This window comes from Variovorax sp. 10L426 (assembly GCF_056395305.1).
In genome coordinates, this window is record NZ_JBFTJF010000003.1 from 29,636 (window position 1) to 52,197 (window position 22,562).

Below are 22,562 nucleotides of genomic sequence, written 5' to 3' on the forward strand. Positions count from 1 at the left end.
CGGACCAGCCAAGTTTAGTGAATTCCACTGCTTGGAATCGAGGGGATGTCAAACGGAAGAAGGCTTCCTAAGCTATTGCTCTGACAAAGACCTATGCCCGCGTGGCAGGAGACAACCCATGACCTTGCTCTTCCGTTCCTTTCTGCGCCGTTTGGCCAGTTGCCTGGCCGTGACCGCGCTGGGAGCCTCGGCAGCCTTCGCTGCCTTCCCCGACAAGCCCATCAAGCTGGTCGTACCTTTCGCCCCTGGCGGCGGAACCGATGCCATTGCACGTGCACTGGGCGTCGGCATGTCCAAGGCGCTGGGCCAGTCGGTCATCGTCGACAACAAGCCCGGCGCGGGCACCATCATCGGCAGCGATGCCGTGGCCAAGAGTGCTCCTGACGGCTATACGGTGCTGGTGTCGACCTTTGCGCATGCCGTCAACCCAAGCCTGATGGCCAAGCTCCCCTACGACACGCAGAAAGCGTTCGCACCGGTCGTCTTGCTGGCGCGAGGTCCGAACGTCCTCGTGGTGCGTGAGGACAGTCCTTACAAGTCGGTGGCAGACGTGGTTGCAGCCGCGCGTGCCAACCCCGGGAAGCTCACCTATGCCTCGCAGGGCAACGGCACTTCGGCACATCTTGCGGGCGAGATGTTCACGAACCTGGCCAAGGTACAGATGACGCACGTTCCCTACAAGGGCGCCGGCCCGGCCCTGACCGATCTGCTCGGGGGCCAGGTCGACATGATGTTCGCCACGGCCGCAGCGGCCTCATCCCAAGTCGCTGGCGGCAAGCTGCGCGCAATCGGGGTCACCTCGCCACGCCGCGCGCCGGCCCTGAAGGATGTGCCCGCCATCGCGGAAACCGTTCCCGGCTATGCGGTCGAGAGCTGGTACGGCCTGTTCGTTCCGGCGGCTACGCCGACCGATGTGATCGGCAAGCTGAACGCGGCGGCGAAGAAGGCAACCGAGAGTGCCGAGTTTCGCAAGATGCTCGAACCGGAAGGTCTTACCGTGAGCGCCGGTACCCCGGCCGAACTCGGTGACTTCGTCGGCTCCGAGACCACTCGCTGGTCGCGGATCGTCAAGGAAAACAACGTCAAGGTCGACTGAGATCGAAGGAGGATGCATCCCATGGACTACGCCCTGATCCAACTGCAGGTCGAGCGCAGCATCGCCACGCTCACCTTCAACCGCCCCGAGAAGCGCAACGCGATGAGCGACGAGCTGCGCACCGAGTTCATCCACGCCCTGGAGTGCGTCGCCGCCGACAAGGGCATTCGAGCCTTGGTGCTGACAGGTGCCGGCAAGGGCTTCTGCGCCGGCGGTGACATCGCGGGCATGGAGCGCCGCATGAATGCGCCGGCCGGCGAGATCGCCTTCAATGGCTGGCACCGGCAGCAACGTGTACACCACACGCAGGCGTTGCTGCACACGATGCCCAAGCCAGTGATTGCGGCCGTGAACGGCGCCGCATCCGGCCTTGGCGCGGACACCGCGCTTGCATGCGACTTCATCATCGCCAGCGAGTGGGCCAGCTTCACCTGGTCCTATATCCACCGCGGCATCATTCCTGACGGCGGCGGCATGTACTTCCTGCCGCGCCGGGTCGGCTTGCCAAAAGCCAAGGACCTGATCTTCACCGGGCGCAAGGTGGACGTCGACGAGGCACTCGCCTTGGGTATCGTGGACCGCAAGACCACCGCGGACCGGCTCGTGGCCGATGCACAGGCGTGGGCTGCCGAATTGAGCAAGGGCTCCGCAACGGCGCTTGCGCTTTCCAAGACGATCCTGAACCAGACCTTCGAGCTGCCGGCCCAGCAGGTCTTCGCCCAGGGCAGCCAGGCGCAGGGCATCTGCTACACGAGCACCGAACATCGCGAATCGGTCCATGCCTTCCTGGCAAAGGCCAATGTCAACTCCAACGGCACTGCCAAGGGATGATGGACATGGAAGCCCTCTCCCGATTGCTCCGGCCCCGAAGCGTCGCCGTGATCGGCGCCTCTGGCGATCCGGCCAAGACCGCGGGCCGGCCGGTTTCGTATCTCCTGAAGCATGGCTTCGCCGGCACGGTCTACCCCGTGAACCCGAAGCTCGATCGCATTGGCGAGTTGCCCTGCTACCGCGACGTGGCCTCGCTGCCGGAGATTCCTGACGTGGGGATCGTCCTGCTGGGTGCGGAGCGGGCCCACGTCGCCGTTCGCGAGCTTGCCGATCGCGGCGCCGCCGCGGCCATCGTGCTGGCGAGTGGCTACACCGAGACCGGCGAGGAGGGCGCTCGGCGCCAGCAGCAACTATTGGAAGCTGCAGGGAACATGCGCATCCTGGGCCCCAACACCATCGGCCTGGTGAATTTGACCGACGACATCGTGCTCTCGGCCAGTGGTGCGCTCGAGATGGATCATTTCCATGCAGGTGCCATTGGCGTGGTGTCGCAGAGCGGCGGCATCCTCGGTGCGCTGTTGTCGCGTGCTACGGCCCGGGGCATCGGGCTGTCGAAGCTGGTCTCGACCAGCAACGAGGTGGATCTTGAGTTGGCCGATTTCGTCGACGCGCTGGTCGACGATCCGGCAACGCGAGTCATCGCGCTGTACATCGAAGCGATCCGGTATCCAGAGAAATTTCGCGCTGCCGCGCTCAGGGCCGCGCGTGCCGGCAAGCCCATCGTCGCTTTCAAGATCGGGCGCTCCGAGGCGGGCGCCAAGGCTGCGGTGTCGCACACGGGCGCGCTGGCCGGCGCCGATCGCATGTACGACGCCTTGTTTCGCCAGACCGGCGTGATTCGCGCGCAGAGCTTCGGCGATCTGCTCGACATCCCGGCCGCCCTCGCGACAGGGCGCGTCCTGCGCGGCAAGCGGGTCGCCATCCTGACCTCCACCGGCGGTGCCGGCACACTCGTGTCCGACAGCCTGGGTGTTTCCGGATTCGAGACTCCCGCGCCGGATGAACAAACGGCGGCGGCCTTGCGAGCCTTGCAGACCGGCGACCACGCCGCGCTGGATCGCAATCCGATCGACGTCACCCTGGCGGGCCTGCAACCGGATCTGTTGCGCGGTGCCATCAAGACACTGCTGGCGAGTCCGACCTATGACGCCCTGGTCATCATCGTTGGTTCCTCGGGCGTCGGCAGGCCCGAGTTGATGGCCGGCGCGATCGAGGACTGCCTGACGCATTCAGACAAGCCTGTGCTCGCCTACGTCAGCCCGCATGCGCCCGAAGCCGCGACGCTGCTCACGCAACGCGGCGTACCCGCGTTCGTTTCTGCGGAAAGCTGTGCGGCAGCGCTGGCGGGGATGTTTCAGGCGAGCGAATGGAAAGCGCCGGCCGTGCAATCCGCCTCCGAAGCTCGCGCGCAAACGCATGACCTGCCCCCAGGCTCGCTGGATGAGGCGCAGGCCAAGGAGCTGTTCGCATCTTTCGGCGTGCCCTGCGCAAGTGAGCTGGTCGTCGAGGACGGAGAGGCGGCCGAGCGCGCCGCGCGCGAACTTGGGGGGCGGGTGGTCCTGAAGATTCTCTCCAGCGACATCACACACAAGAGCGATGTAGGCGGCGTGGCGGTGAACGTCTTGCCCGAAGAGATTGCAGCGCGGCTCGACGCGATGGCGGCCGAGGTGGAGCGAAATACAGGCGTTCATCCCAAGCGCTTTCTGGTGCAGGAGATGGTGAGCGGCGGCATCGAACTGATCCTCGGCATGCACCGCGATCCGCTCGGCACGGCCATCCTGCTCGGCATGGGAGGGGTCACCGCGGAACTGTTCAATGACACGGCGATCCGCCTGCTGCCGGCGGAAGGCGGACTCACCAGGCAAGAGGCCTTGGCCATGGCGCGCGAGCTCAAGACCTGGCCGCTGCTCGATGGCTTTCGTGGACGTCCCAAGGCTGACGTGCAAGCGCTGGTCGATGCCATCATCGCCTTCTCGCGCATGGCCGCGCAACTGGGCGATCGACTGGCAGAGGCCGAAATCAATCCGATCTTCGTGCTCCCCGACGGCGCGGGCGTGCGTGCCGCCGATGGCGTCGTAGTGCTCCGCTGAGGCGAAGAGCAAAGGGCGAGCGGAGGTCGATGGACGACGCCAAAGGCGAGCGCCCTCGTCAATCAACCAAGGAGCCCGGTATGCGGTGCGGCTGGGGCGACCCTTCTGCGCCGCCGAAGCGCGCAGCTTCAGGCGGATCAGGGCCGCGCGTGTTTGAGCCGGAGGCGAGTTTCGCGCGGACCCCGCCTGAAGCGAGCACTGCAGGGAAGCCCGAAGGGCCGGCGCAGCGGGGTCGCCCCAGCCGCACCGCATACCGGGCGGACCCCAAACGGACACAGTCGCCAAGGTGCCAGCGATGCGATGTCTAGCTGCGGCCCGCGTCCGCGTCGTACGCCTCGGCGATGCGCGCGAAGCGGCCGAGCAGGCCGGACGCCGACGCGGTGGGCTTCACGCCGTCGCGCAAGGCCGCCGGGTCCGCGCCTTCGGAGCGCAGCGACTCCGCAAGATGCTCGACGTAGCCGCGCATGATCTCGTCGTCGAACTCCGGATGGAACTGCACGCCCCATGCGTTCTCGCCGATGCGAAAGGCTTGGATCGGCTCGAAATCGTTGCCGGCGAGGCGCACCGCGCCGTCGGGAAGCCGCAGTGCGCTCTGGCGGTGGACCACATGCGCATCGAAGCGCTTCGGCAGATCGCGCGCCAGCGGATCGTCCGCGGCCTCGGGCCGCAGTTCGACCTGGACCGTGCCGATTTCCATGCCGACCGGATGATCGCCGGCCTCGCCGCCGAGCGCGTCGGCCAGCAACTGATGGCCGAAGCAGATGCCCAGCACCGGCGTGCCGTGCGCCACCAGTTGCGCGAGCCATGCACCGGTGCTTTCGCTCCACGGCTCGCGGTGCGAGACCATCGCGTGCGAGCCGGTCACGATGGCGCCGGAGATTTCAGCGGGCGCCGGCAGCGTGTCGCCGCGGCGCGGATCGAGCACCATGACCGGCAGCCGCGTGTCGCCGAGGCCGGCGGCGATCCAGTGCTCGAAGTCGCCATGTTGTTCGCGCAGCGCATCGAAGGTTTCGCCGGCCTTGATGATTGCAAGGGGGCGGGGGGAGATATCTTCCATCCCGCAATCATGCCGCACCCGGAGGCAGCGGCGGCTCAGGCCGGCAGCCGCTTTTCGTAAGCCGCTTCGACTTCGAGGAAATGGGTCCAGAACGGCCGCGCCTTGCGTTCGTGCAGCACGTCATCGAGCACGTCGAGATGCGCATGCCATCCGCTGGCGTGACTGAGCAGTTGCTTGCGGTCGGGCAGGCGGCGATGAATCAGCACCAGCCGCGTTGCGTGCGCGCCCTCCGGCGCGAGTTCGAAGCTCACTTCGGATTCGGCCGGTCCGCCGTCGTCCCAAGTCATCACCAGCAGCCGTGGCGCGTCCATGCGCACAACGTGCGAAGTCGCGGACTGCCTTTCGTTGCATGCGCTGAAACGCTCCGGTGCTCTTTCGCCGGACAGGTAGATGTGATCGAACTGCAATTCGATCTTTCCGCCGGGTTCGTGTGCCATGGTGCCGCCTGCGAGCCATTTGGCCCGCTTGTCGGGTTCGACGAAATAGGACCAGACGCGCTCGATAGGCGCTGGCAGGACGCGCTCCATGCGGAGAACGCCGGATTCGTCGACGATGCCGTAGTTGTTCATCGTGGATGCTCCTTGAGGTTGAGAAGATCAGTCGGGGTTTGGATCGCGCCGAAGCTCGCGCTCCAGCAGGTCGAGGTGGCTGTTCCAGAACCGCTCGTAGTAGCGCAGCCATTCGTCAGCCTCTGCGAGCGCTGCCGGTTCGAGCCGGCAGACGTGCGCGCGGCCCTGCACCGTGCGTGAGACCAGGCCCGCGCGTTCCAGCGTCTTGACGTGCTTGGATGCGCCTGCGAAGGACATGTGGAAGGGCGCGCCGAGTTCGCCCACGCTCCATTCGCCTTGCGCCAGCAACTGCAGCATCGTGCGGCGGGTGCTGTCCGAAAGGGCGTGGAAAACGGCGTCGAGCCTTTCGTCGTCTAGTTCAACCATGTAGTTGAATATAGACCGATGCCCGACATTGTTCAACCACTTGGTTTAATTTTGTTCGCCGGCCTCGATCGTGCTCTCGACGCGGTGCGCGACCTCCAGCACGAGGTCCTGTCGCTGGGGCGATTCGCGCCAGCGAAGGCGCAGGCCGGTTTCCCAGTCGGGGTGGCTGCGTGCCGGCTGGGCGGCATGGACCAGATCGACGAGCGCGCGCTGGTCCGTCGCATTCGCGGTACTGGTCGCGATCCTGTCGACCGCCGCGTGGCCGCGGTGTTCGAGTGCTCGCATCAACCTGAGTTGCCAACCCATGAGCACGAAGAGCACGCGGTCTTCCACCGTAAGTTCATGAACGTCGCGCAGCTTGTTGGCGAGCTTGCGGCCCAGCGGCCCCAGGCCTTGCGACATCGCGCCGCCGATCGCGCCGCCGAGCGCCGCGCCTGTGCCCAGCGACAGGCCGGCCAGCGCGATATCGGCCACCACGCCGACCGCCGCACCCACGGCGACACCCTTGCCAAGCAGGATGCCGGCGTCCTTCAGCGCCTCCGGATGGAAGAAGTCCATGGTCCATCGCCCTTCCAGCAGCGGCATGGACGCCTCGTCCGCGTCGCCTTCGCGGAAACCGTAGAGCGCGAGCAGGTCGTCGGTGCAGCGCTGCGCCTTGTCGAAAAGGGATTTCTGCAAATCGGCGATGAGGCGCTTGCGGCCCCGCTCGTCCGCGAACTCGGCGCCGGTGGCGGTACGGCGCATTGCCGTTGCGTCGACCAGCAGTTCGGCAATGCGCCTGCTTGCGGCCTGGCGGCGTTGGGCGAATTCCGCTTCGAGCGATGCGGCGACGCTGTCCAGCAGGGCGCGCCGGTCGCGCAGCAGTGTCGACAGATCGCGATACAACTCGCGCTCCGCGCCGACGAATGGCGCCGCCGCGTCGAAGCGCACGACCACGTGCAAGCCGTAGGCCGAGAGCAGGTCGCGCCAGGCCGTCTCGCGATTGGCAGGGTGGCGCACGAAGTTCAGAACCGGCAACACGGGCCGTGCGCATGCATTCAACAGTTCGATTTCCGCCCGGAACTTGGGTAGCACGGGTTCGCGCGCATCGATCACCAGGAAGGCGGCGTCGACGTCGAGCAGGGCGCGTAGCACCTTGGCCTCCTGCTCGAACACGCCGTGCGCTTCGGGGCCTTGCAGAAAGCGGCGGATGCGGTCCGGCGGCGTCAGGCTCTTGTCGAAGACCTCGAGATGCTCGCGCAGCGCGACGGCGTCTTCGAGGCCCGGCGTGTCGAAGAAGCGCACCGCGGGCGCACCGTCGACGACGAGATCGATCGTCTCGACGTGCCGCGTCGTGCCGGGGCGTTCCGAAACATCGCCGAAGTTCACACGCCGCGTGAGGGTGCGCAGCAGCGACGTCTTGCCGGCATTGGTGTGGCCGACCACCGCGATGCGGATGGGGTTGTCCTTCGTCATTTCCAGTCGTGGAGCAAGGGCTCCAGCGCATCGCCGGCGGGGATGCCGTCGAGGTTGGCGTCGGTCAGCCAGGCGTGCCAGCGTTGGCGCGCGTCGTCGTCCACCACCGCGCCGAAGAGCCACAGCCGGCAATCGCCGCACAAGGCCATGACCTCGCGCAAGAAACGTTCGGTGCCGCGGTCCGGGCTGGATCCTGCGTGGCAGCCGACGAGCACGCGCCGCGGACGCAGGCGGGCGAGCGCAACGAGCAACTGGTGCCGCGCCCCGGCGCTGCCGTCGATGCGCATCGACGTCGCGCCGCGCATCTCGAGCGCGGCCGGCGGCCACGGAAGTTCGTCCGGCAATTCGAAGCCGATGGCCATCAACGCGTTGGTGGTGTCGCCTATCGCCAGGTTGTGCGGCATCAAGTGAGGCAGGGGGCCGGGATCGGCATCGACGATGCGTGGCGGCGCGAGCGCGTCGAAGCGTGCGAGCAGTTTGCGGTAGTAGGGCTGCGACAGATCGGGCTGCACCGCCTTGCTGCGCATCCGGCAGACCGCGGCGCTGAGTGCGGCGAACGCCATGCGCGGCAACAGGCCATAGACGATGAGGCACCCTGTGAGCCACAGCGCCAGGTCGCGCTGGCCCGAGGCGGCCGCCATCGGCGAACGCACCGCCTCCTCGTCGGGAACCGGAAAACCGAGCTGCGCGGGCAGGTGGCCCAGCCATTGAACGCCGCGCACGAAAAAGTCCGGATCGAGGATCGTGGTTTCCCAGTTCAGCGTGTAGTTGCGAAACGAGAGCGCGAAGAGCATCGCCACAAGGACCACGGCGAACGAGAGCGACCAGATGGCATGGCTCACGAACCCGAGCGCCCAGGGCAGCAGCCGGGCGCGGGCCAGAAGCCGCGTGACAGCGCGCAGCAGCACCGGCGACTGCCCGCGACGGCCACCGGCGACGCGCGCCGTGAGCGCCAGCCACAGCCAGCCGAAGGAAGCATTGAAGGAGCCCAGCGGCAGGACCAGCCCGAAAAGCCAAAGCACAAGGGTCAGCAGATGCAGCCCCAGCAGGCTGGCCAGCGCGACCACGACATTGATGCGGCGCTCGCCGCCACCCAGCACGTTGCTGGCGAGCGAAAGGCCGGCCATGACGATGAGCGCGACCAACCCCAGCAGCACCCAGGGCGCCCACGCGCGTGCGCGAGAAATCTCGGGCTGGAGACCGACGCGCTGTCCCAGGATGCGCGCGCGTTCCTCGATCCGCCCGGCGCCATCCGGCCGAAGGTGGGTGGCTTCGCGCATGGCCTGCGCGTCGTCGAGCGGCCCGGTCTCTTCGATCAACTGGACCGCCTCGGTGATTGCCGCGTCCTGGAACGAAGAGTGATGCGCCACGGGATTCAACAACTTTCCTTATCTACACAAGCAAGGCCGGCGCACCGGAGGGGTGCGGGAAATTATGCCCGTGGCAAGTTAGCTGATGGCACACGAAAAAGGGCCGCAGCGCGGCCCCGTCATCCCCGCGCGGGGGGTGGAGGTGAATGAGGAGGGCGCGGCTTCAGCGCAGGCCGAAGAACGAGAGCACGGCAACCACGACCACGACCAGACCGACGATGTAAATGATGGAATTCACGGTGGAAACTCCTCTGTTGAAGACGAGTCCAGCATGCCATTCGCCGGGATTTGCGATGTCGGCGGGCGGCACCGCCCACTGTAGGACTTGCGGGTCAGACTGTCGATGGCTCGGCTTCGGCGTAGTCCTCGTCCTCGCTGCCGTCGCCGAGGAAGCCGCCGCTCTGGTGCGCCCACAGGCGCGCGTAGAGCCCGCCTTTCGCCAGCAGCGTGCGGTGGTCGCCTTCCTCGACCACGCGGCCTTCGTCGAGCACGATCAGCCGGTCCATCGCGGCGATGGTCGACAGGCGGTGCGCGATCGCGATCACGGTCTTGCCTTCCATCAGTCGATAGAGACTGGCCTGGATGGCAGCCTCGACCTCGGAGTCGAGCGCGCTGGTGGCTTCGTCGAGCAGCAGGATCGGCGCGTCCTTGAGCATCACGCGCGCGATGGCGATGCGCTGGCGCTGGCCGCCGGAGAGCTTCACGCCGCGTTCGCCCACATGGGCCTCGTAGCCCCGGCGTCCGTTCGGGTCACCGAGCGACTGGATGAACTCGTGCGCCTCGGCGCGTGCGGCGGCGGCGTGGATCGCGGCCTCGCTGGCATCGGGCCGGCCGTAGGCGATGTTGTCGGATACGGAGCGGTGCATCAGCGAGGTGTCCTGCGTCACCATGCCGATGTGGGCTCGCAGGCTGTCCTGCGTGACGTGCGCGATGTCTTGGCCGTCGATGAGAATGCGGCCGCCGCTCAGGTCGTGAAAGCGCAGCAGCAGGTTGACCAATGTCGACTTGCCGGCGCCCGAACGGCCCACGAGGCCGATCTTCTCGCCGGGCGCGACCGTGAGCGAGAGGTCGTCGATCACGCGCCGACCCGCGTCGGCGTAGCGGAAGCTCACGTGCTCGAACCGGACCTGGCCGTGCGGCACCCGAAGCTCGGCGGCCTCGGGCGCATCGACCACGGTGCGCGGGCGCGACAGCGTCCTCATCCCGTCCTGCACCGTGCCGATGTTCTCGAACAGGCTCGTCATCTCCCACATCATCCAGTGCGACATCCCCTGCAGGCGCAGCGCCATCGCGGTCGCGGCGGCCACGGCGCCGATGCCGACCGACCCTTGCGACCACAGCCACAGCGACATGCCCGCCATGCCGGCGGTCAGGCTCATGCTGAGCGCGTGGTTGGTGATCTCGAAGGCGCTCACGAGCCGCATCTGGCCGTAGCCGGTGTGCATGAATTCCTTCATGGCGGCGCGCGCGAAGCCGGCCTCGCGCTGCGTGTGCGAGAAGAGCTTGACGGTGGCGATGTTGGTGTAGGCGTCGGTCACGCGGCCGGTCATGAGCGCGCGCGCGTCGGCCTGTGCCTTGCCGATCTTGCCAAGGCGCGGCACGAAGAAGAACAGCTGGACGGCATACAGCAGCACCCACACCAGGAAGGGCAGCATCAGCCTGCGGTCGAGCACGGCCGACAGCACGATCATGGTCGCGACGTAGACGCCCATCGCCACCAGCATGTCGGCCAGAACGAAGATCGCGTCGCGCACGGCCAGCGCGGTCTGCATGACCTTCGCCGTGATGCGGCCCGCGAACTCGTCCTGGTAGAAGGCCATGCTCTGGCCGAGCATGAGACGGTGGAAGTTCCAGCGCAACCGCATCGGCAGGTTGACCGCCAGCGTCTGGTGCTTGACGATGGTCTGCAGCGCGACCACGCCGACGCTCGCGAGCATCGCGATGCCCAGCCAGGTCAGCGTCGTGCCGCGGTCTTCCCACAGCCGCTCCGGCGCCTGCCCGGCAAGCCAGTCGACGATGCGGCCCAGCACCGCGAACAGCAAGGCCTCGAAGGCCGACACCGTGGCCACGAGCAGTGCCATGGTCGCGATCATTCCGCGCAGGCCGTGGCTGCAGGCCCACAGGAATGCGAACAGGCCGTGCGGCGGCAGCCGGGGTTCGGGAGGCGGGTACGGGTGAAGGAGTTTTTCGAAGAAGCGGAACAAGGCGAGCGGTCTCCAATGAGGCGCCACTGTAGCGGCGCAAGGGTCATTCCGCGCGGAAAGGGTTATGGAACGAAGAACGCAGGGCCACCCAATTGCGAGCCCACGAAATCGATGAAGCTGCGCAGCTTCGGCGCCATGTATTGCCGGCTCGCGTAGACCGCGAACAGCGTCACCGGCGGGGTCGCGTAGTCCGGGACCAGCCGCACCAGCCGGCCCTCGGCCAGATCGTCGTCCACCAGCCATTCGGGCAGGAACGAGATGCCGACGCCGGCATGCACCGCGTGCAGCGTGAGCGTGGTGTCGTCGGACTTCATCACCGGCTGCAGCCGCAACGGCGCCTGCCGCCCGCCGGGGCCCTTCAGCGCGAAGTTCTCGAGGTTGACGTAGCTGGGCACGATGGCCGCCATCTTCGCGAGATCCGCGGGTGTCGCCGGAAGGCCGGCCCGCGCAATGCAGTCGGGCGTGGCGACCAGATGAAACTGCAGGCGGCACAGCGGCCGCGCGAAGAGGGCGGGCGAGGGCTCCTGCGTGGCGCGCAGGGCGAGGTCGTAGCCGTCGGCCGCGAGATCGACCTTGCGGTTCTCCAGGTGCATGTCGACGAGCACTTCAGGGTAGCGCTCGCGGTAGCCGGCCAGCACGCGCGCGAAACGCGGCGTGGCGCACCATACGGGCGCGCTGACCTTGAGCTGGCCGCGCGGGGTTTCGTTCTTCTGGCCGATGGCGGCTTCGGCGGCATCGAGCAGGTCGAGCGCGCGTCGGCTCTGCTCGTACCAGGCCTGGCCGGCTTCGGTCAGGCTCAGGTGCCGGCTCGAACGGTGCAGCAGGCGCGCACCCAGCGATTTTTCGAGTTGCGCCACGTGCTTGCTCGCCATCGGCGCGGAGATCCCCAGGCGCTCGGCCGCGGCGACGAAGCTACCGGCGTCCACCACTTCCCGGAACACGCGCAGACTGGTCAGACGATCCATCATGATTTCCTGGTGGGAAACGAATCGATGAATCGTAGCCTATCGATTTCTCGCGCAGAAATCTCTAGACTGGCTGCCAAGGAGCAATCCATGAGCAACACCACGAACGCCACCCACACCACGCAACGTCTTCCCACCTATTTCATCTCGCACGGCGGCGGCCCCTGGCCGTGGATGAAGAAGGAAATGGGCCCCACCTACGACAAGCTGGAAGCCGCATTGGCCGACATGCCGCGCCAGATCGGCCGCACGCCGGCCGCGATCCTGATGATTTCGGCACACTGGGAGGAGCCGGCCTTCACCGTGATGGGCAATCCGCGTCCGCCCATGATCTACGACTACGGCGGCTTTCCCGAACACACCTACCGCGTGCATTACGACGCCCCCGGCTCCCCGGAGCTCGCTCGCCGGGTGCAGGGCTTGATCGAGGCCGCGGGCCTGCCAGCGCAGACGGACACCGAGCGGGGCTTCGACCACGGTACGTTTTCGCCGATGGTCGCCATCTATCCGAAGGCCGACGTGCCGGTGGTGCAACTGTCGCTGCGGCGCGGGCTCGACCCGGCCGAACACCTGGCGCTCGGCCGTGCGATCGCGCCGCTGCGCGACGAGAACGTGCTGATCGTCGGCAGCGGGCTGAGCTATCACAATTTGCGCGCGTTCGGCCCGCAGGCGCGCGATGTGTCGAAGGCCTTCGATGACTGGCTCAACGACACCGTGGTCCGCACGACCGCCGGCCAGCGCGACGAAAAGCTGCTGCAGTGGTCGGTGGCGCCGGCCGCCCGCATCGCGCATCCGCGCGAGGAGCACCTGATACCGCTGATGGTCGCGGTCGGCGCGGCGGAGAACGAGGCGGGCGAGCGCGTCTATCACGAGGACGCGTTCATGGGCGGCATCGCGGTGTCGAGCTTCCGGTTCGGCGACGCAGCGGCGTGATCCGGCAGGGCCGGCGCGGCACAATCCCCCGGTGCCCTATTACTCGACCTTTGAACCGCAGGCTGAGGCCGACGCCGTCCGCCTGATCGAGCGCGTCGATGCGCTCTCCACCCATCACGACGTCGAGCACGGCGGCGTTCGCATTCGATGGCGCCGTTTCGGCACTGACGATTCGCATCCGCCGCTGGTGCTGCTTCACGGCGGGCACGGCAGCTGGATGCACTGGCTGCGCAACGTCGAGGCGCTATCGGCCACGCGGACGCTGTGGCTGCCCGACATGCCGGGGTTCAACGATTCCGGCACGCCGCCCGAGCCGGCGCCCGGAAAGACCGCGCTGGACGGGCTGCTCGATGCACTCGGTGCGACCCTCGACAGCCTGATCGGCGCAGGCACCGAGATCGATCTGGGCGGTTTTTCCTTCGGCGGGCTGGTCGCCTCGAAGTTCGGCGCGCGGCGTGGCGGCATCCGGCGAATGGTCCTCATGGGCAGCGGTGGACACGGCACGCTGCGCCGGATGACGGTGGAGATGATCAACTGGCGCGCCGCCGAGGATCGCGACGAGGAGCGCGCCGCGCTGCTTCACAACCTCGCCGCACTGATGTTGCACGACAAGTCGGCCATCGACTCGCTGGCTTTTGCGATCCACGACATCTCGTGCCACGGCACGCGCTTTCGCAGCAAGGAAATCTCGCTCGCCGGGGGCCTCCAGGTGGCGCTGGAGACCATCGGCGGCCCGCAACTGCTGATCTGGGGTGAGCATGACGTCACGGCCGACTCGCGTCCGCTGGTGGCGCAACTCGTCGCCGGGCATCCGCTGCGCGAAGGCGCGGTGGTCGACGGCGCCGGGCACTGGGTGCAGTTCGAGCGCGCGGACGAGGTCAACGCGCTGCTGCTGCGGTTCCTCGCCTAGACGAGACAGGTTGAGCGCGGAGGCGTACCGATCAGGCTTCCCGAGGCCGAAAAATGAAAGTTGCAAGGCGTCAGGAGCGCCGGCGAGTCACTTTGCGAGTCCCAATATGCGGTGCCGGGTCGGTGTTGAAATGTGCGTACGTATCGACATCGAAGAACGATACCGAGAGCATCTTGTCGACAGGTAGTACGAGCCGAAACTTCTCTGCGTCGCTTTCGGGGTCATCTTCCTTATAGAACTGGTCATAGTAGGTCGTGAAAATGACCATGCCAGTCTCGGTGCGGTAGCCGCTCATATACGGTAGCAGCGCAATGACGCGTCGCTCAGTCTTCGGCTCGGGCGTGGTGAGAATCAGGCCGACATAAACCTTGTTCGAAGACAACGTGATGGATACGGTCCTCAGTTGGCCCAACGCCTCAAGCAGCAGTTCTTCAAGCTCATTTTCCTCCGCTGCCTTCCACAGGGCCTGATCGATGCGGCTCTTGTTGAGCTTGTTGAGCACCATCGGGCCGATTCGACCCAGGGCCACAGAGATCAGGCATACGATAAAGAAGCCAAGTTGCGGGGGTATGTTTTCTGGTGACTTGAGCAATGGCTTGGCGATGCCGATAAGCGTCGCTTCGACCGCAGGAAACCATGCATATTGATTCAGGGCCCAGTAGATGCCTGCGAAGATCAACAGCGAGATGACGAACAGGCACACACCATGATATGCAACACGAAAGTACAGCCTGTGCCCGTCTTCACGAGCAACCTTGTACTTGAGCGCCGTATAGCCGACGATGAACTGATGCCCGCCGATGAGCGGCAGCAGGAGGGCGATTGTCGGGTCCAAGCCGGGCCGATTATTTGGCGGCGCGGGCGGCGGCCTCCCGCAGACGGGCAACTGCGGTCAACTGCTTTTGAACGATCGCGTTCTGCAGCGCTACGTTCGCGTCAATCGACGCGACGCCCTTGTCAGAAATGTTGTACTGAACAACAGGGGTTGGAGCCTGACGCTTCTGGGGAGAAGGGGCAGCTGCGAGGGTGCGGGCAGCAACCGACATGATCCACTCCGGGTAGTTGGTGACTTTCTTCAATTCATTATAGGTTCGGCAGAACCGTTATTAATCTCTCCACGAGTTTGTGGTGGCCCGCCGTGGATCAAGGCTCGGACTGGCCTAGCCAGGCAGCGACGCCGAGTTCTTCCGCCAGAACGCGGCATCCGGCAACGTCCCCGCGCCGGCCGCCGCGTTTTCCGCCATGTGCTCGGCCCGGCTCGTGCCGGGAATGGTGCAGGTCACGGCCGGATGGCTCAGCACGAACTTGATCAGCACCTGCGCCCAACTCGTGCAGGCGATGTCGGCCGCCCAGCCCGGCAGCGGTTTGTCACGCAGCCTGCGCAGCAGCCCACCGCCGCCGAAGGGCAGGTTGACGATCACGGCTACCCCGCGTTCGCTCGCAAGCGGCAGCAAGCGCTGCTCGGCCGCGCGCGCATCGAGCGAATAGTTGATCTGCAAAAAGTCGAGCTTCTGCGCGCGAAGCACGGCTTCGACTTCGCCATACGCCGATTCGGTGTAGTGCGTGATGCCGATGTAGCGCACGCGGCCCTTGTCCTTCCAGCCGCGAAGGGTTGCGAGGTGCGTTTTCCAGTCGACGAGGTTGTGGACCTGCATCAGGTCGATGCGCTCGGTGCGCAGTCGCGTGAACGATTGCTCCATCTGCGTGATGCCGGCCTCGCGGCCCGAGGTCCAGACCTTGGTGGCGAGAAAGGCCTTGTCGTGCTGCTTCGATGCGGCGAGCAACTCACCGGTGGTTTCTTCGGAGCGGCCATACATCGGCGAACTGTCGATCACCGTGCCGCCGGCGGCGAACAGGGCATCGAGCACGCCCGGAAGCCGCTGGTATTCGACGGTGCCGGGGCGTTGGTCGAAGCCGATCCAGGTGCCGCAGCCGACCACCGGCAAGGCTTCCTGCGTGGAGGGAATGGGACGGGTGTTCATCTTCGGTCTGCCTTGCTGTGCGAGGGAAGGGAGCGCGACGCCGGCGCACAGCGCCATGCCCAGCCGCAGCAACTGGGTGCGCGTGAGGAGGAAGCCGCCGTCCGTCATCGCACGTTCAATGCCTGGCTCAGGGTTCGCGGGCGAACATCGCGTTGATCTCGCGATGGCTCACGGCCGTGCTGGCATAGGTGAAGGTGCCGTGCTCGCGCATCTCGTTGGCGGCGCGCAGGAAAGCGCCCATTGCGGCGCGGGCCAGCGAACCGCCGACGCTGATGCGGCGCACGCCGAGCCCGAACAGCGTCTTCGCGTCGAGGGTGACGGCACCGAGGCCCATCAGCACGTTCAGGGGGCGGTCGATTTCGCGCAGCACCGTCGAGATGTCTTCGCGGGTCACGAGGCCGGGCGCATAGAGCACATCGGCGCCGGCTTCCTGGTAGGCCTGCAGGCGCGCGATGGTGTCGGCGAGGTCGTTGCGGCCGTGGAGATGGTTTTCGGCGCGCGCGGTCAGCGTGAAGGGAAAGGGCTGCGCGCGGGCCGCTTCCACGGCGGCGCGGATGCGCTCCACCGCAAGCTCGCGGCCGTAGATGGGATCGTCGGCGCGGTTGGTGGCGTCCTCGATCGATCCACCGACGATGCCGGCCTCGGCCGCGAGCCGAATGGTCTGCGCGACTTCCTTGGGATCGTCGCCGAAGCCGTTTTCCAGGTCGGCGCTCACGGGCAGGTCGATGGTCGAGAGACTTCGGAGATGCGCGAGCACATCGTCGCGCGAGATCGCGTTGTCAGGCCGGCCGAGCGAGAAGGCCAGGCCGGCGCTCGTGGTGGCCAGTGCCTTGAATCCCATCCGGGCGAGCAGGTGCGCCGTGCCGACGTCCCAGGGGTTCGGAATGATGAATCCCTCGCTGGATTCGTGGAGGGCGCGGAAGGTCCGGGCCTTGTCGGCCTGCGAGACCTGCGTCATCTGTGTGGGGGATGAAGTCATCAGGAAATCTCCTTGTTGGCTTGCCAGTTTCCTTCTTTTCTCTTTGGGCCGTCCAGTTGCAGGGTAGAAAATACTGTATGAAAATACAGTCATTCACATTTTCATCATGGGCCTCCCTTTCCTCGATTCTTCCTTTGCTGCCGGTCGCGGCGTCTGGCATGCCGACGAGCTCGGCAGCGCCGACGCACAGGTCATCGGCACCGGCCACGCTGCGCTTGACGCGCAGCTGCCGGGGGGCGGCTGGCCGGTCGGCGCCATGACGGAACTGCTGCAGGCCGCGCCCGAAGACCCTGTCTGGCAGTTGGTGCTGCCCGGCCTGGTGCAGGCAGCGGAAGCGCGGGACGGCCCGGTGGTGCTGATCGGCGCGCCCTGCGAGCCCTTCGGCGCCTCGCTCGCCGCGCACGGCCTGCGGCCCGAAGCGCTGATGTGGGTCCGAAGCGACGCCGCGGCCGCCCGACTGTGGGCCTGCGAGCAGGCGCTGCGCTGCGCCGATGTCGGCGCCGTGCTGGCCTGGCTGCCGCAGGCCCGGGTCGGCGAATTGCGGCGGCTTCAACTGGCGGCGGCGCAGCATGATGCGCTGCTTTTCGTCTGCCGGCCCGAGGCGGTGGCGCATGCGGCTTCTCCGGCACGGCTGCGGCTGCACATCGTGCGCAGCGCGGCCGATGCGGCGCAGATCGAACTCCACATCCTCAAGCGCCGCGGTCCGCCGCTCGCGACGCCGGTGGTGCTGCCGGCGCGCAGCGAGCGCATGAGCGCCTTGCTCGCCGCCGCCCGGCTGCGCCGCAAGATTCGCCTGCAGCAGCAGGGCACGGCGCCGGCGGGCGATGCGGCCACCGTGGTGCGCATCGATGCGTGGAAGGAAGGACGCCATGCACTGGATCGCCTTGCAGTGGTGTGAAAGCCCACCTCTGGGCTGGGCTGCGCCGGCTGCAGGGGGTGCGGGTCGCGCAAATGGCCCCCTGCCGCCCACCGAAGCCCTGGGCTGGTGGGCGCTGCAATTCACGCCGCACGTGGCTTGGCAGGACGAAGCGCTGATGCTCGAAGTCTCCGCCTGCGAAAGACTGTGGGGCGGTCGGCTGGGCTTGATGCGCCAGATATCCAACGCCAACCCCGCGCCCGATGCGGCCCTGAAAGGCGCGCAGGGCGCGACCAGCCTGGAGGCGCTGGCGCGGCTGCGCCTCTTTGTGCGCGGTGAGCATCGCCCCGACGACATGCCCGCCGGCCTGCCGCTCGACACACTGAGCGCCGCGCGTGATCACCTTGAACTGCTCGCGCGGCTCGGTTGCCGCACCTGGGGCGATGTGGCCGCCTTGCCGCGCGGCGGCCTGTCGCGGCGCTTTGGCGCCGGGCTGCGCGAGGCGCTCGACATGGCCTGGGGCTTGCGCCCCGAAACCCATGCGTGGCTCAGCCTGCCCGATGTGTTCGAGCAGAAGCTCGAACTGCCCGCGCTGGCCGAGGGCGCCAACGAACTCATGTGGTCGGCCAACCGCCTGCTCGCGGCGCTGCAGATCTGGCTGCGCGCACGCCAGCGCGGCGCACGTGCGCTCGAACTGCAATGGACGCTCGACCTCAAGCGCTTCAACGGCGTGAACCTGCCGCCGCACCAGCACATCACCGTGCGCACTGCCGAGCCCACGCAGGACATGGCGCACCTGCGCCGGCTGCTGGCCGAGAAACTCGCGCTCACCACCTTGGCAGCGCCCGCGAGCTGGCTGCGGCTGCGCTCGCTCGAAACCGATCCGTGGGCCGGCGCCAGCACGAGCTTCCTGCCGGAGGACAACCGCAAGGGCGACAAGCTCCATGAAATGGTCGAGCGGCTCAGCGCACGGCTCGGTCCGCAGCAAGTGCTCGTTCCCACGGCGCAGGCCGATCACCGGCCGGAGCGCATGCAGGCCTGGCAGCCCGCCTTGCACAGGGGTCGCGCCCCCGGCCAGCGCAGCGAGGCCCGTTCCGGAAACACCGTGGAACCGGCTTTGCCGGGCCACAGGTGTTGCCCCCTGCAAGGGGGTGGGCGGCTACACGAAGTGAGCCAACCTGGGGGTGTGCCAATTTATCCGACCTGGCTTCTTCCCGAACCCTTGCGCCTCGACATGGACGGCGAGCGCCCGTACTACTGCGGACCGCTGCGCAGGCTGATCGGTCCGCAGCGGGTCGAAGCCGGCTGGTGGGGCGGCGTGGAAGAGGGCGGCCGCCCGGCAGTTCGCGACTACTACGTCGCCGAGAGCCCCGAGGCCGGCCTGGTGTGGATCTTCCGCGAGCGCTCGACCGCCTGCTTCGCTGAAGGCGAGGTGCGCTGGTATCTGCAAGGCCTCTATGCCTGAACTCAGCGACAAGAAGACCCGCGCGCTCACGCTCGCCGAGGTGCATGCCTTGCCGCAGCGGCAGCCGCCCGTGCCCGGCCTGCCGGGGTACGCCGAACTGCATTGCCTCACGAACTTCAGCTTTCAACGCGGCGCCTCCACACCCGAGGAACTGGTGGAGCGCGCCTACCAGCTCGGTTACTCAGCACTTGCGATCACCGACGAATGCTCGGTGGCCGGCGTGGTGCGTGCGCACGTCGGCCTGCGCGAACTGCCCGCCGAGCTCGACGTCTACGAGCGCGAGCACCCTGAAGAGCCGCCGATTCCGCGCAACCCGGATTTCCGCCTGCTGTTCGGCAGCGAGTTCCGCTTCGAGCGCTTCAAGCTCGTGGTGATCGCCAACGACACCGAAGGCTGGGGCAACCTCTGCGAGTTCATCACCGCCGCGCGCAATACCGAACTGCCCAAGGGCGAATACCGCGTGAGTTGGGACGACAGCGACGTGGCCTCGCTGCAGCGCTGCCAGATTCTTTTCGTGCCCGATCGAAAGCCCGGCGGCGCGGTCGATGTCGAGCAGCTGCACGAAGACCTGTCGGCCGCCAGGACGCTGTTCGACGGCAATCTCTGGCTGGCCGTGGAGATGCTCAACGAACTCGACGACGACCTCTGGTTCGTCACGCTGGTCGAGGCGGGCGAGCGGGCCGGCGTGCCGCTCGTGGCGGCCGGCGACGTGCACATGCACGCACGCGCGCGCAAGCCGCTGCAGGACGTACTGACCGCCGTGCGCGAAGGCAAGACCGTGGCCGAATGCGGCTTCGCATTGCAGTCCAATGCCGAGCGCCATCTGCGGCAGCGCGTGCGGCTGGCCGGTCTCTATACCGACGAGATGCTGGTGAACACGCTCGAGGTGGCGCGGCGTTGCCGCTTCGATCCCGAGGTGATCCGGGAGAACTACAAGTACCCGCTCGAAAGCGTGGGCAACGGGGAGACGCCGGCGCAGACGCTGGTGCGCAAGACCTGGGAGGGCGCGCTCAAGCGCTATCCGCTCGAGCGATATGCGTCGGGCATCCCCGAGAACGTATGCCGTCAGGTACAGCGCGAGCTGCAACTGATCCTCGAACTCGAATACGAGATGTTCTTCCTCACCGTCGAAGACATCGTGCGCTTCGCCCGTTCGCAGAACATCCTTTGCCAGGGCCGTGGTTCATCGGCCAATTCGGCGGTCTGCTACTGCCTCGGCATCACCGCGATCCCGCCCGACAAGGGCCACCTGCTGTTCGAGCGCTTCCTGAGCCGCCATCGCCACGAGCCGCCCGACATCGACGTCGACTTCGAGCACCAGCGACGTGAAGAGGTCATCCAGTACATCTACAAGAAATACGGCCGCGAACGCGCCGCCATCGCCGCCGTCGTGATCTGCTACCGCACACGCAGCGCACTGCGCGACGTGGGCAAGGCGCTCGGCATCGACGCGCGGCTGGTCGATGAATTCGCCAAGGACCACTACTGGTTCGACGAGGCCGTGCTCGGCGAGCAACTGCGCACCGCCTCCGAGCGCGTGGGCGTGCAGGAAGATGAACTCAAGCTGCGGCAATGGATCGAGCTCACGGGGGAGCTCAAGGGCTTTCCGCGCCACCTGAGCCAGCATGTCGGCGGCTTCGTGCTCACCCACACCCGGCTCACGCGCCTGGTGCCGGTGGAAAAGGCGTCGATGAAAGACCGCTCCGTCATCCAGTGGGAGAAGGACGACCTCGAAGCCATGGGCATGCTCAAGGTCGATGTGCTCGCGCTGGGCATGCTCAGCGCCATCCGGCGTGGGCTCGAACTCATGAACCACTGGCGCGGCACGGCTCGGCAGATGCACCAGGTCCCCAACGATGATGAGCAGGTGTTCGACATGATCTGCGACGCCGACACCGTCGGCGTGTTCCAGATCGAAAGCAGGGCGCAGATGTCGATGCTGCCGCGACTCAAGCCACGCACCTACGAGGACCTGGTGATCGAAGTCGCGATCGTGCGGCCCGGGCCCATCCAGGGCGGCATGGTGCATCCCTACCTCAAGCAGCGCGAACGATTGCGCAAGGGGCTTCCGATCCAGTACGAGAAGGAAGAGTTGCGGCCCGCGCTGGAGCGCACGCTGGGGGTGCCGATCTTCCAGGAGCAGGTGATGCAGATCGCCATGATCGCGGCCGAATTCACGGCCGACGAGGCTGATCAACTGCGCCGCGCCATGGCCGCCTGGAAGCGCAAGGGCGGCCTCGGCAAGTTCCACGACAAGCTCGTGGACGGCATGGTCAAGCGGGGTTACGAGCGCCCCTTTGCCGAAGCGATCTTCAAGCAGGTGCTGGGCTTCGGCGATTACGGCTTTCCCGAAAGCCATGCCGCGAGCTTTGCGTTGCTGGTGTGCGTGAGCGCCTGGCTCAAGCACCACGAACCCGCCTGCTTCCTGGCCGCGCTGCTCGATGCCCAGCCGATGGGCTTCTACAGCCCTTCGCAGCTCGTTCAGGATGCGCGGCGCCATGGTGTCGAGGTGCGGCCGGTCGATGTGACGAGGAGCGAATTCGACAGCAGCCTCGAAGCCCGTTCGCCTGATGCACCCGGTGCGCCGCGCATGCCCCCGGGCACGGAGGCGCGCCATGCCGATCGCCTGGGCCATCCGGAGCAGCCCGCCGTGCGCCTGGGTCTGCGCCGTGTTTCAAGCCTCAGCGATGCCGGCGCCCAACGTCTTCTGGCCGCACGTGCGCAGGCGCCTTTCACCAGCACCGAAGACCTTGCGTTGCGCGCCGAACTTGACGGCAAGGACATGGCGGCGCTGGCCGCGGCCGATGCGCTGATGTCGCTCTCGGGCCATCGCCGCCAGCAGGTGTGGGATGCGACCGCGCAGCGCCGCGCGCCGGCCTTGCTCAAGGGCGTGCCGATCAACGAGCCCGCGTTGCAGCTGCCTGTCGCGCCCGAGGGCGAGGAGATCGTTGGCGACTATGCCGCGCTAGGACTCACGCTGCGCCGCCATCCGCTGGCGCTGCTGCGCTCGCGGCTGGCCCGCATGAACCTGATGAGCGCGGAGCAACTGCGCTCGCTGCCCAGCGGCCAGACCGTGCGCGCCTGCGGCATCGTCCAGGGCCGCCAGCGCCCGCAGACCGCCAACGGCACCATCTTCGTCACGCTCGAGGACGAGACCGGCAACGTCAACGTGATCGTCTGGAGCCATGTGATCGAGGCCTGGCGCGAGCCGCTGCTCAAGTCGAAGCTGCTGGCAGTGCAGGGCACCTGGCAGCGAGACGAGGACAGCGGCGGCGAGGTGCGGCACGTGGTGGCGACGGGGTTCAGGGATCTGACGCCGCTGCTGGGGCGGCTCGCGCAAAGCAACAGGAGCCGGGATTTCCATTGACTCAGGCAGGCTCGCTTCGCGTGACCGTCCTCGGCTTATAGTGACTGCGCCGACGCGCATCTGCGTC

20 protein-coding genes are annotated in these 22,562 nt (G+C 67.0%); 8 read left to right on the plus strand and 12 right to left on the minus strand.

Going from position 1 to position 22,562, the window contains the following annotated elements:
- Positions 1 to 118 precede the first annotated feature (118 nt).
- From AC1DHL_RS04775 to AC1DHL_RS04785, 3 genes are read left to right on the plus strand one after another with little or no spacing between them, the layout of a single operon-like run.
- Positions 119 to 1,096, plus strand: a complete 978-nt coding sequence (locus tag AC1DHL_RS04775; protein WP_478160999.1) for a tripartite tricarboxylate transporter substrate binding protein — start codon at positions 119 to 121, stop codon at positions 1,094 to 1,096.
- Positions 1,097 to 1,117: 21 nt separating this feature from the next.
- Positions 1,118 to 1,927 carry an enoyl-CoA hydratase/isomerase family protein gene (locus tag AC1DHL_RS04780; RefSeq protein WP_478161001.1) on the plus strand — a complete coding sequence of 270 codons (810 nt, stop codon included), beginning with the start codon at positions 1,118 to 1,120 and terminating at the stop codon, positions 1,925 to 1,927.
- A 5-nt stretch (positions 1,928 to 1,932) separates the two neighbouring features.
- Positions 1,933 to 4,017 carry an acetate--CoA ligase family protein gene (locus AC1DHL_RS04785; protein WP_478161003.1) on the plus strand — a complete coding sequence of 695 codons (2,085 nt, stop codon included), beginning with the start codon at positions 1,933 to 1,935 and terminating at the stop codon, positions 4,015 to 4,017.
- Positions 4,018 to 4,321: 304 nt separating this feature from the next.
- Here the strand turns inward: AC1DHL_RS04785 and AC1DHL_RS04790 are convergent, their stop codons facing one another.
- From AC1DHL_RS04790 to AC1DHL_RS04825, 8 genes are all read right to left on the minus strand, one after another.
- Entirely contained in the window at positions 4,322 to 5,074 is a 753-nt protein-coding gene (locus AC1DHL_RS04790; protein ID WP_478161005.1) for a glutamine amidotransferase, read from the minus strand.
- Positions 5,075 to 5,109: 35 nt separating this feature from the next.
- Positions 5,110 to 5,643 carry an SRPBCC family protein gene (locus tag AC1DHL_RS04795; protein ID WP_478161007.1) on the minus strand — a complete coding sequence of 178 codons (534 nt, stop codon included), beginning with the start codon at positions 5,641 to 5,643 and terminating at the stop codon, positions 5,110 to 5,112.
- A 27-nt stretch (positions 5,644 to 5,670) separates the two neighbouring features.
- Positions 5,671 to 6,009, minus strand: coding sequence for an ArsR/SmtB family transcription factor (locus AC1DHL_RS04800; RefSeq protein WP_478161009.1), 339 nt, complete (start codon positions 6,007 to 6,009; stop codon positions 5,671 to 5,673).
- Positions 6,010 to 6,054: 45 nt separating this feature from the next.
- On the minus strand, positions 6,055 to 7,464 hold the full coding sequence (locus AC1DHL_RS04805; RefSeq protein ID WP_478161011.1) for a GTPase/DUF3482 domain-containing protein: 1,410 nt from the start codon (positions 7,462 to 7,464) through the stop codon (positions 6,055 to 6,057).
- Positions 7,461 to 8,834 carry a DUF2868 domain-containing protein gene (locus AC1DHL_RS04810; protein WP_478161416.1) on the minus strand — a complete coding sequence of 458 codons (1,374 nt, stop codon included), beginning with the start codon at positions 8,832 to 8,834 and terminating at the stop codon, positions 7,461 to 7,463. The genes AC1DHL_RS04805 and AC1DHL_RS04810 overlap by 4 nt, the downstream gene beginning before the upstream one ends.
- A gap of 163 nt (positions 8,835 to 8,997) precedes the next feature.
- A complete protein-coding gene (locus AC1DHL_RS04815; protein WP_478105247.1) occupies positions 8,998 to 9,144 on the minus strand; it encodes a hypothetical protein in 147 nt (48 codons plus the stop codon).
- A 22-nt stretch (positions 9,145 to 9,166) separates the two neighbouring features.
- Entirely contained in the window at positions 9,167 to 11,038 is a 1,872-nt protein-coding gene (locus AC1DHL_RS04820) for an ABC transporter ATP-binding protein (RefSeq protein ID WP_478161013.1), read from the minus strand.
- Positions 11,039 to 11,100: 62 nt separating this feature from the next.
- Positions 11,101 to 12,003: a LysR family transcriptional regulator gene (locus AC1DHL_RS04825; protein WP_478105243.1), complete on the minus strand. Its 903-nt coding sequence runs from the start codon at positions 12,001 to 12,003 to the stop codon at positions 11,101 to 11,103.
- A gap of 90 nt (positions 12,004 to 12,093) precedes the next feature.
- Between AC1DHL_RS04825 and AC1DHL_RS04830 the strand changes: the two genes are divergently transcribed.
- Together AC1DHL_RS04830 and AC1DHL_RS04835 are read left to right on the plus strand one after the other, a co-directional pair.
- On the plus strand, positions 12,094 to 12,936 hold the full coding sequence (locus AC1DHL_RS04830) for a DODA-type extradiol aromatic ring-opening family dioxygenase (RefSeq protein WP_478161015.1): 843 nt from the start codon (positions 12,094 to 12,096) through the stop codon (positions 12,934 to 12,936).
- 31 nt (positions 12,937 to 12,967) lie between these two features.
- Positions 12,968 to 13,846: an alpha/beta fold hydrolase gene (locus tag AC1DHL_RS04835; RefSeq protein ID WP_478105240.1), complete on the plus strand. Its 879-nt coding sequence runs from the start codon at positions 12,968 to 12,970 to the stop codon at positions 13,844 to 13,846.
- Between the two features lie 70 nt (positions 13,847 to 13,916).
- On the opposite strand, the gene AC1DHL_RS04840 is transcribed toward AC1DHL_RS04835, so the two are convergent.
- The 4 genes from AC1DHL_RS04840 to AC1DHL_RS04855 all read right to left on the minus strand — a co-directional run bounded on the left by AC1DHL_RS04840 (position 13,917) and on the right by AC1DHL_RS04855 (position 16,807).
- A complete protein-coding gene (locus AC1DHL_RS04840; RefSeq protein ID WP_478161017.1) occupies positions 13,917 to 14,681 on the minus strand; it encodes a hypothetical protein in 765 nt (254 codons plus the stop codon).
- A gap of 10 nt (positions 14,682 to 14,691) precedes the next feature.
- Positions 14,692 to 14,925 (minus strand): hypothetical protein, encoded by a 234-nt coding sequence (locus AC1DHL_RS04845; protein ID WP_478105237.1) that lies wholly within the window; start codon positions 14,923 to 14,925, stop codon positions 14,692 to 14,694.
- An 81-nt stretch (positions 14,926 to 15,006) separates the two neighbouring features.
- Positions 15,007 to 15,885 carry an aldo/keto reductase gene (locus tag AC1DHL_RS04850; RefSeq protein ID WP_478161418.1) on the minus strand — a complete coding sequence of 293 codons (879 nt, stop codon included), beginning with the start codon at positions 15,883 to 15,885 and terminating at the stop codon, positions 15,007 to 15,009.
- Between the two features lie 70 nt (positions 15,886 to 15,955).
- A complete protein-coding gene (locus tag AC1DHL_RS04855) occupies positions 15,956 to 16,807 on the minus strand; it encodes an isocitrate lyase/PEP mutase family protein (protein ID WP_478161019.1) in 852 nt (283 codons plus the stop codon).
- 106 nt (positions 16,808 to 16,913) lie between these two features.
- On the opposite strand from AC1DHL_RS04855, the gene imuA reads away from it, so the two are divergent.
- Genes imuA through AC1DHL_RS04870 form a run of 3 tightly spaced genes read left to right on the plus strand, consistent with a single transcriptional unit; the run spans position 16,914 to position 22,495 of the window.
- Entirely contained in the window at positions 16,914 to 17,705 is a 792-nt protein-coding gene (gene imuA, locus AC1DHL_RS04860) for a translesion DNA synthesis-associated protein ImuA (protein WP_478161021.1), read from the plus strand.
- Positions 17,677 to 19,128, plus strand: coding sequence for a Y-family DNA polymerase (locus tag AC1DHL_RS04865; protein ID WP_478161023.1), 1,452 nt, complete (start codon positions 17,677 to 17,679; stop codon positions 19,126 to 19,128). Before imuA ends, AC1DHL_RS04865 begins: the two co-directional genes overlap by 29 nt.
- Positions 19,121 to 22,495: an error-prone DNA polymerase gene (locus AC1DHL_RS04870; RefSeq protein WP_478161025.1), complete on the plus strand. Its 3,375-nt coding sequence runs from the start codon at positions 19,121 to 19,123 to the stop codon at positions 22,493 to 22,495. Before AC1DHL_RS04865 ends, AC1DHL_RS04870 begins: the two co-directional genes overlap by 8 nt.
- The last annotated feature ends 67 nt before the right edge of the window (positions 22,496 to 22,562 follow it).

Coding starts and splice junctions, on each gene's coding strand:
- AC1DHL_RS04775 (WP_478160999.1), top strand. CDS start 119: ATGACCTTGCTCTTCCGTTCCTTTCTGCGCCGTTTGGCCAGTTGCCTG.
- AC1DHL_RS04780 (WP_478161001.1), top strand. CDS start 1,118: ATGGACTACGCCCTGATCCAACTGCAGGTCGAGCGCAGCATCGCCACG.
- AC1DHL_RS04785 (WP_478161003.1), top strand. CDS start 1,933: ATGGAAGCCCTCTCCCGATTGCTCCGGCCCCGAAGCGTCGCCGTGATC.
- AC1DHL_RS04790 (WP_478161005.1), bottom strand. CDS start 5,074: ATGGAAGATATCTCCCCCCGCCCCCTTGCAATCATCAAGGCCGGCGAA.
- AC1DHL_RS04795 (WP_478161007.1), bottom strand. CDS start 5,643: ATGAACAACTACGGCATCGTCGACGAATCCGGCGTTCTCCGCATGGAG.
- AC1DHL_RS04800 (WP_478161009.1), bottom strand. CDS start 6,009: ATGGTTGAACTAGACGACGAAAGGCTCGACGCCGTTTTCCACGCCCTT.
- AC1DHL_RS04805 (WP_478161011.1), bottom strand. CDS start 7,464: ATGACGAAGGACAACCCCATCCGCATCGCGGTGGTCGGCCACACCAAT.
- AC1DHL_RS04825 (WP_478105243.1), bottom strand. CDS start 12,003: ATGGATCGTCTGACCAGTCTGCGCGTGTTCCGGGAAGTGGTGGACGCC.
- AC1DHL_RS04830 (WP_478161015.1), top strand. CDS start 12,094: ATGAGCAACACCACGAACGCCACCCACACCACGCAACGTCTTCCCACC.
- AC1DHL_RS04850 (WP_478161418.1), bottom strand. CDS start 15,885: ATGGCGCTGTGCGCCGGCGTCGCGCTCCCTTCCCTCGCACAGCAAGGC.
- AC1DHL_RS04855 (WP_478161019.1), bottom strand. CDS start 16,807: ATGACTTCATCCCCCACACAGATGACGCAGGTCTCGCAGGCCGACAAG.
- imuA (WP_478161021.1), top strand. CDS start 16,914: ATGGGCCTCCCTTTCCTCGATTCTTCCTTTGCTGCCGGTCGCGGCGTC.
- AC1DHL_RS04865 (WP_478161023.1), top strand. CDS start 17,677: ATGCACTGGATCGCCTTGCAGTGGTGTGAAAGCCCACCTCTGGGCTGG.
- AC1DHL_RS04870 (WP_478161025.1), top strand. CDS start 19,121: ATGCCTGAACTCAGCGACAAGAAGACCCGCGCGCTCACGCTCGCCGAG.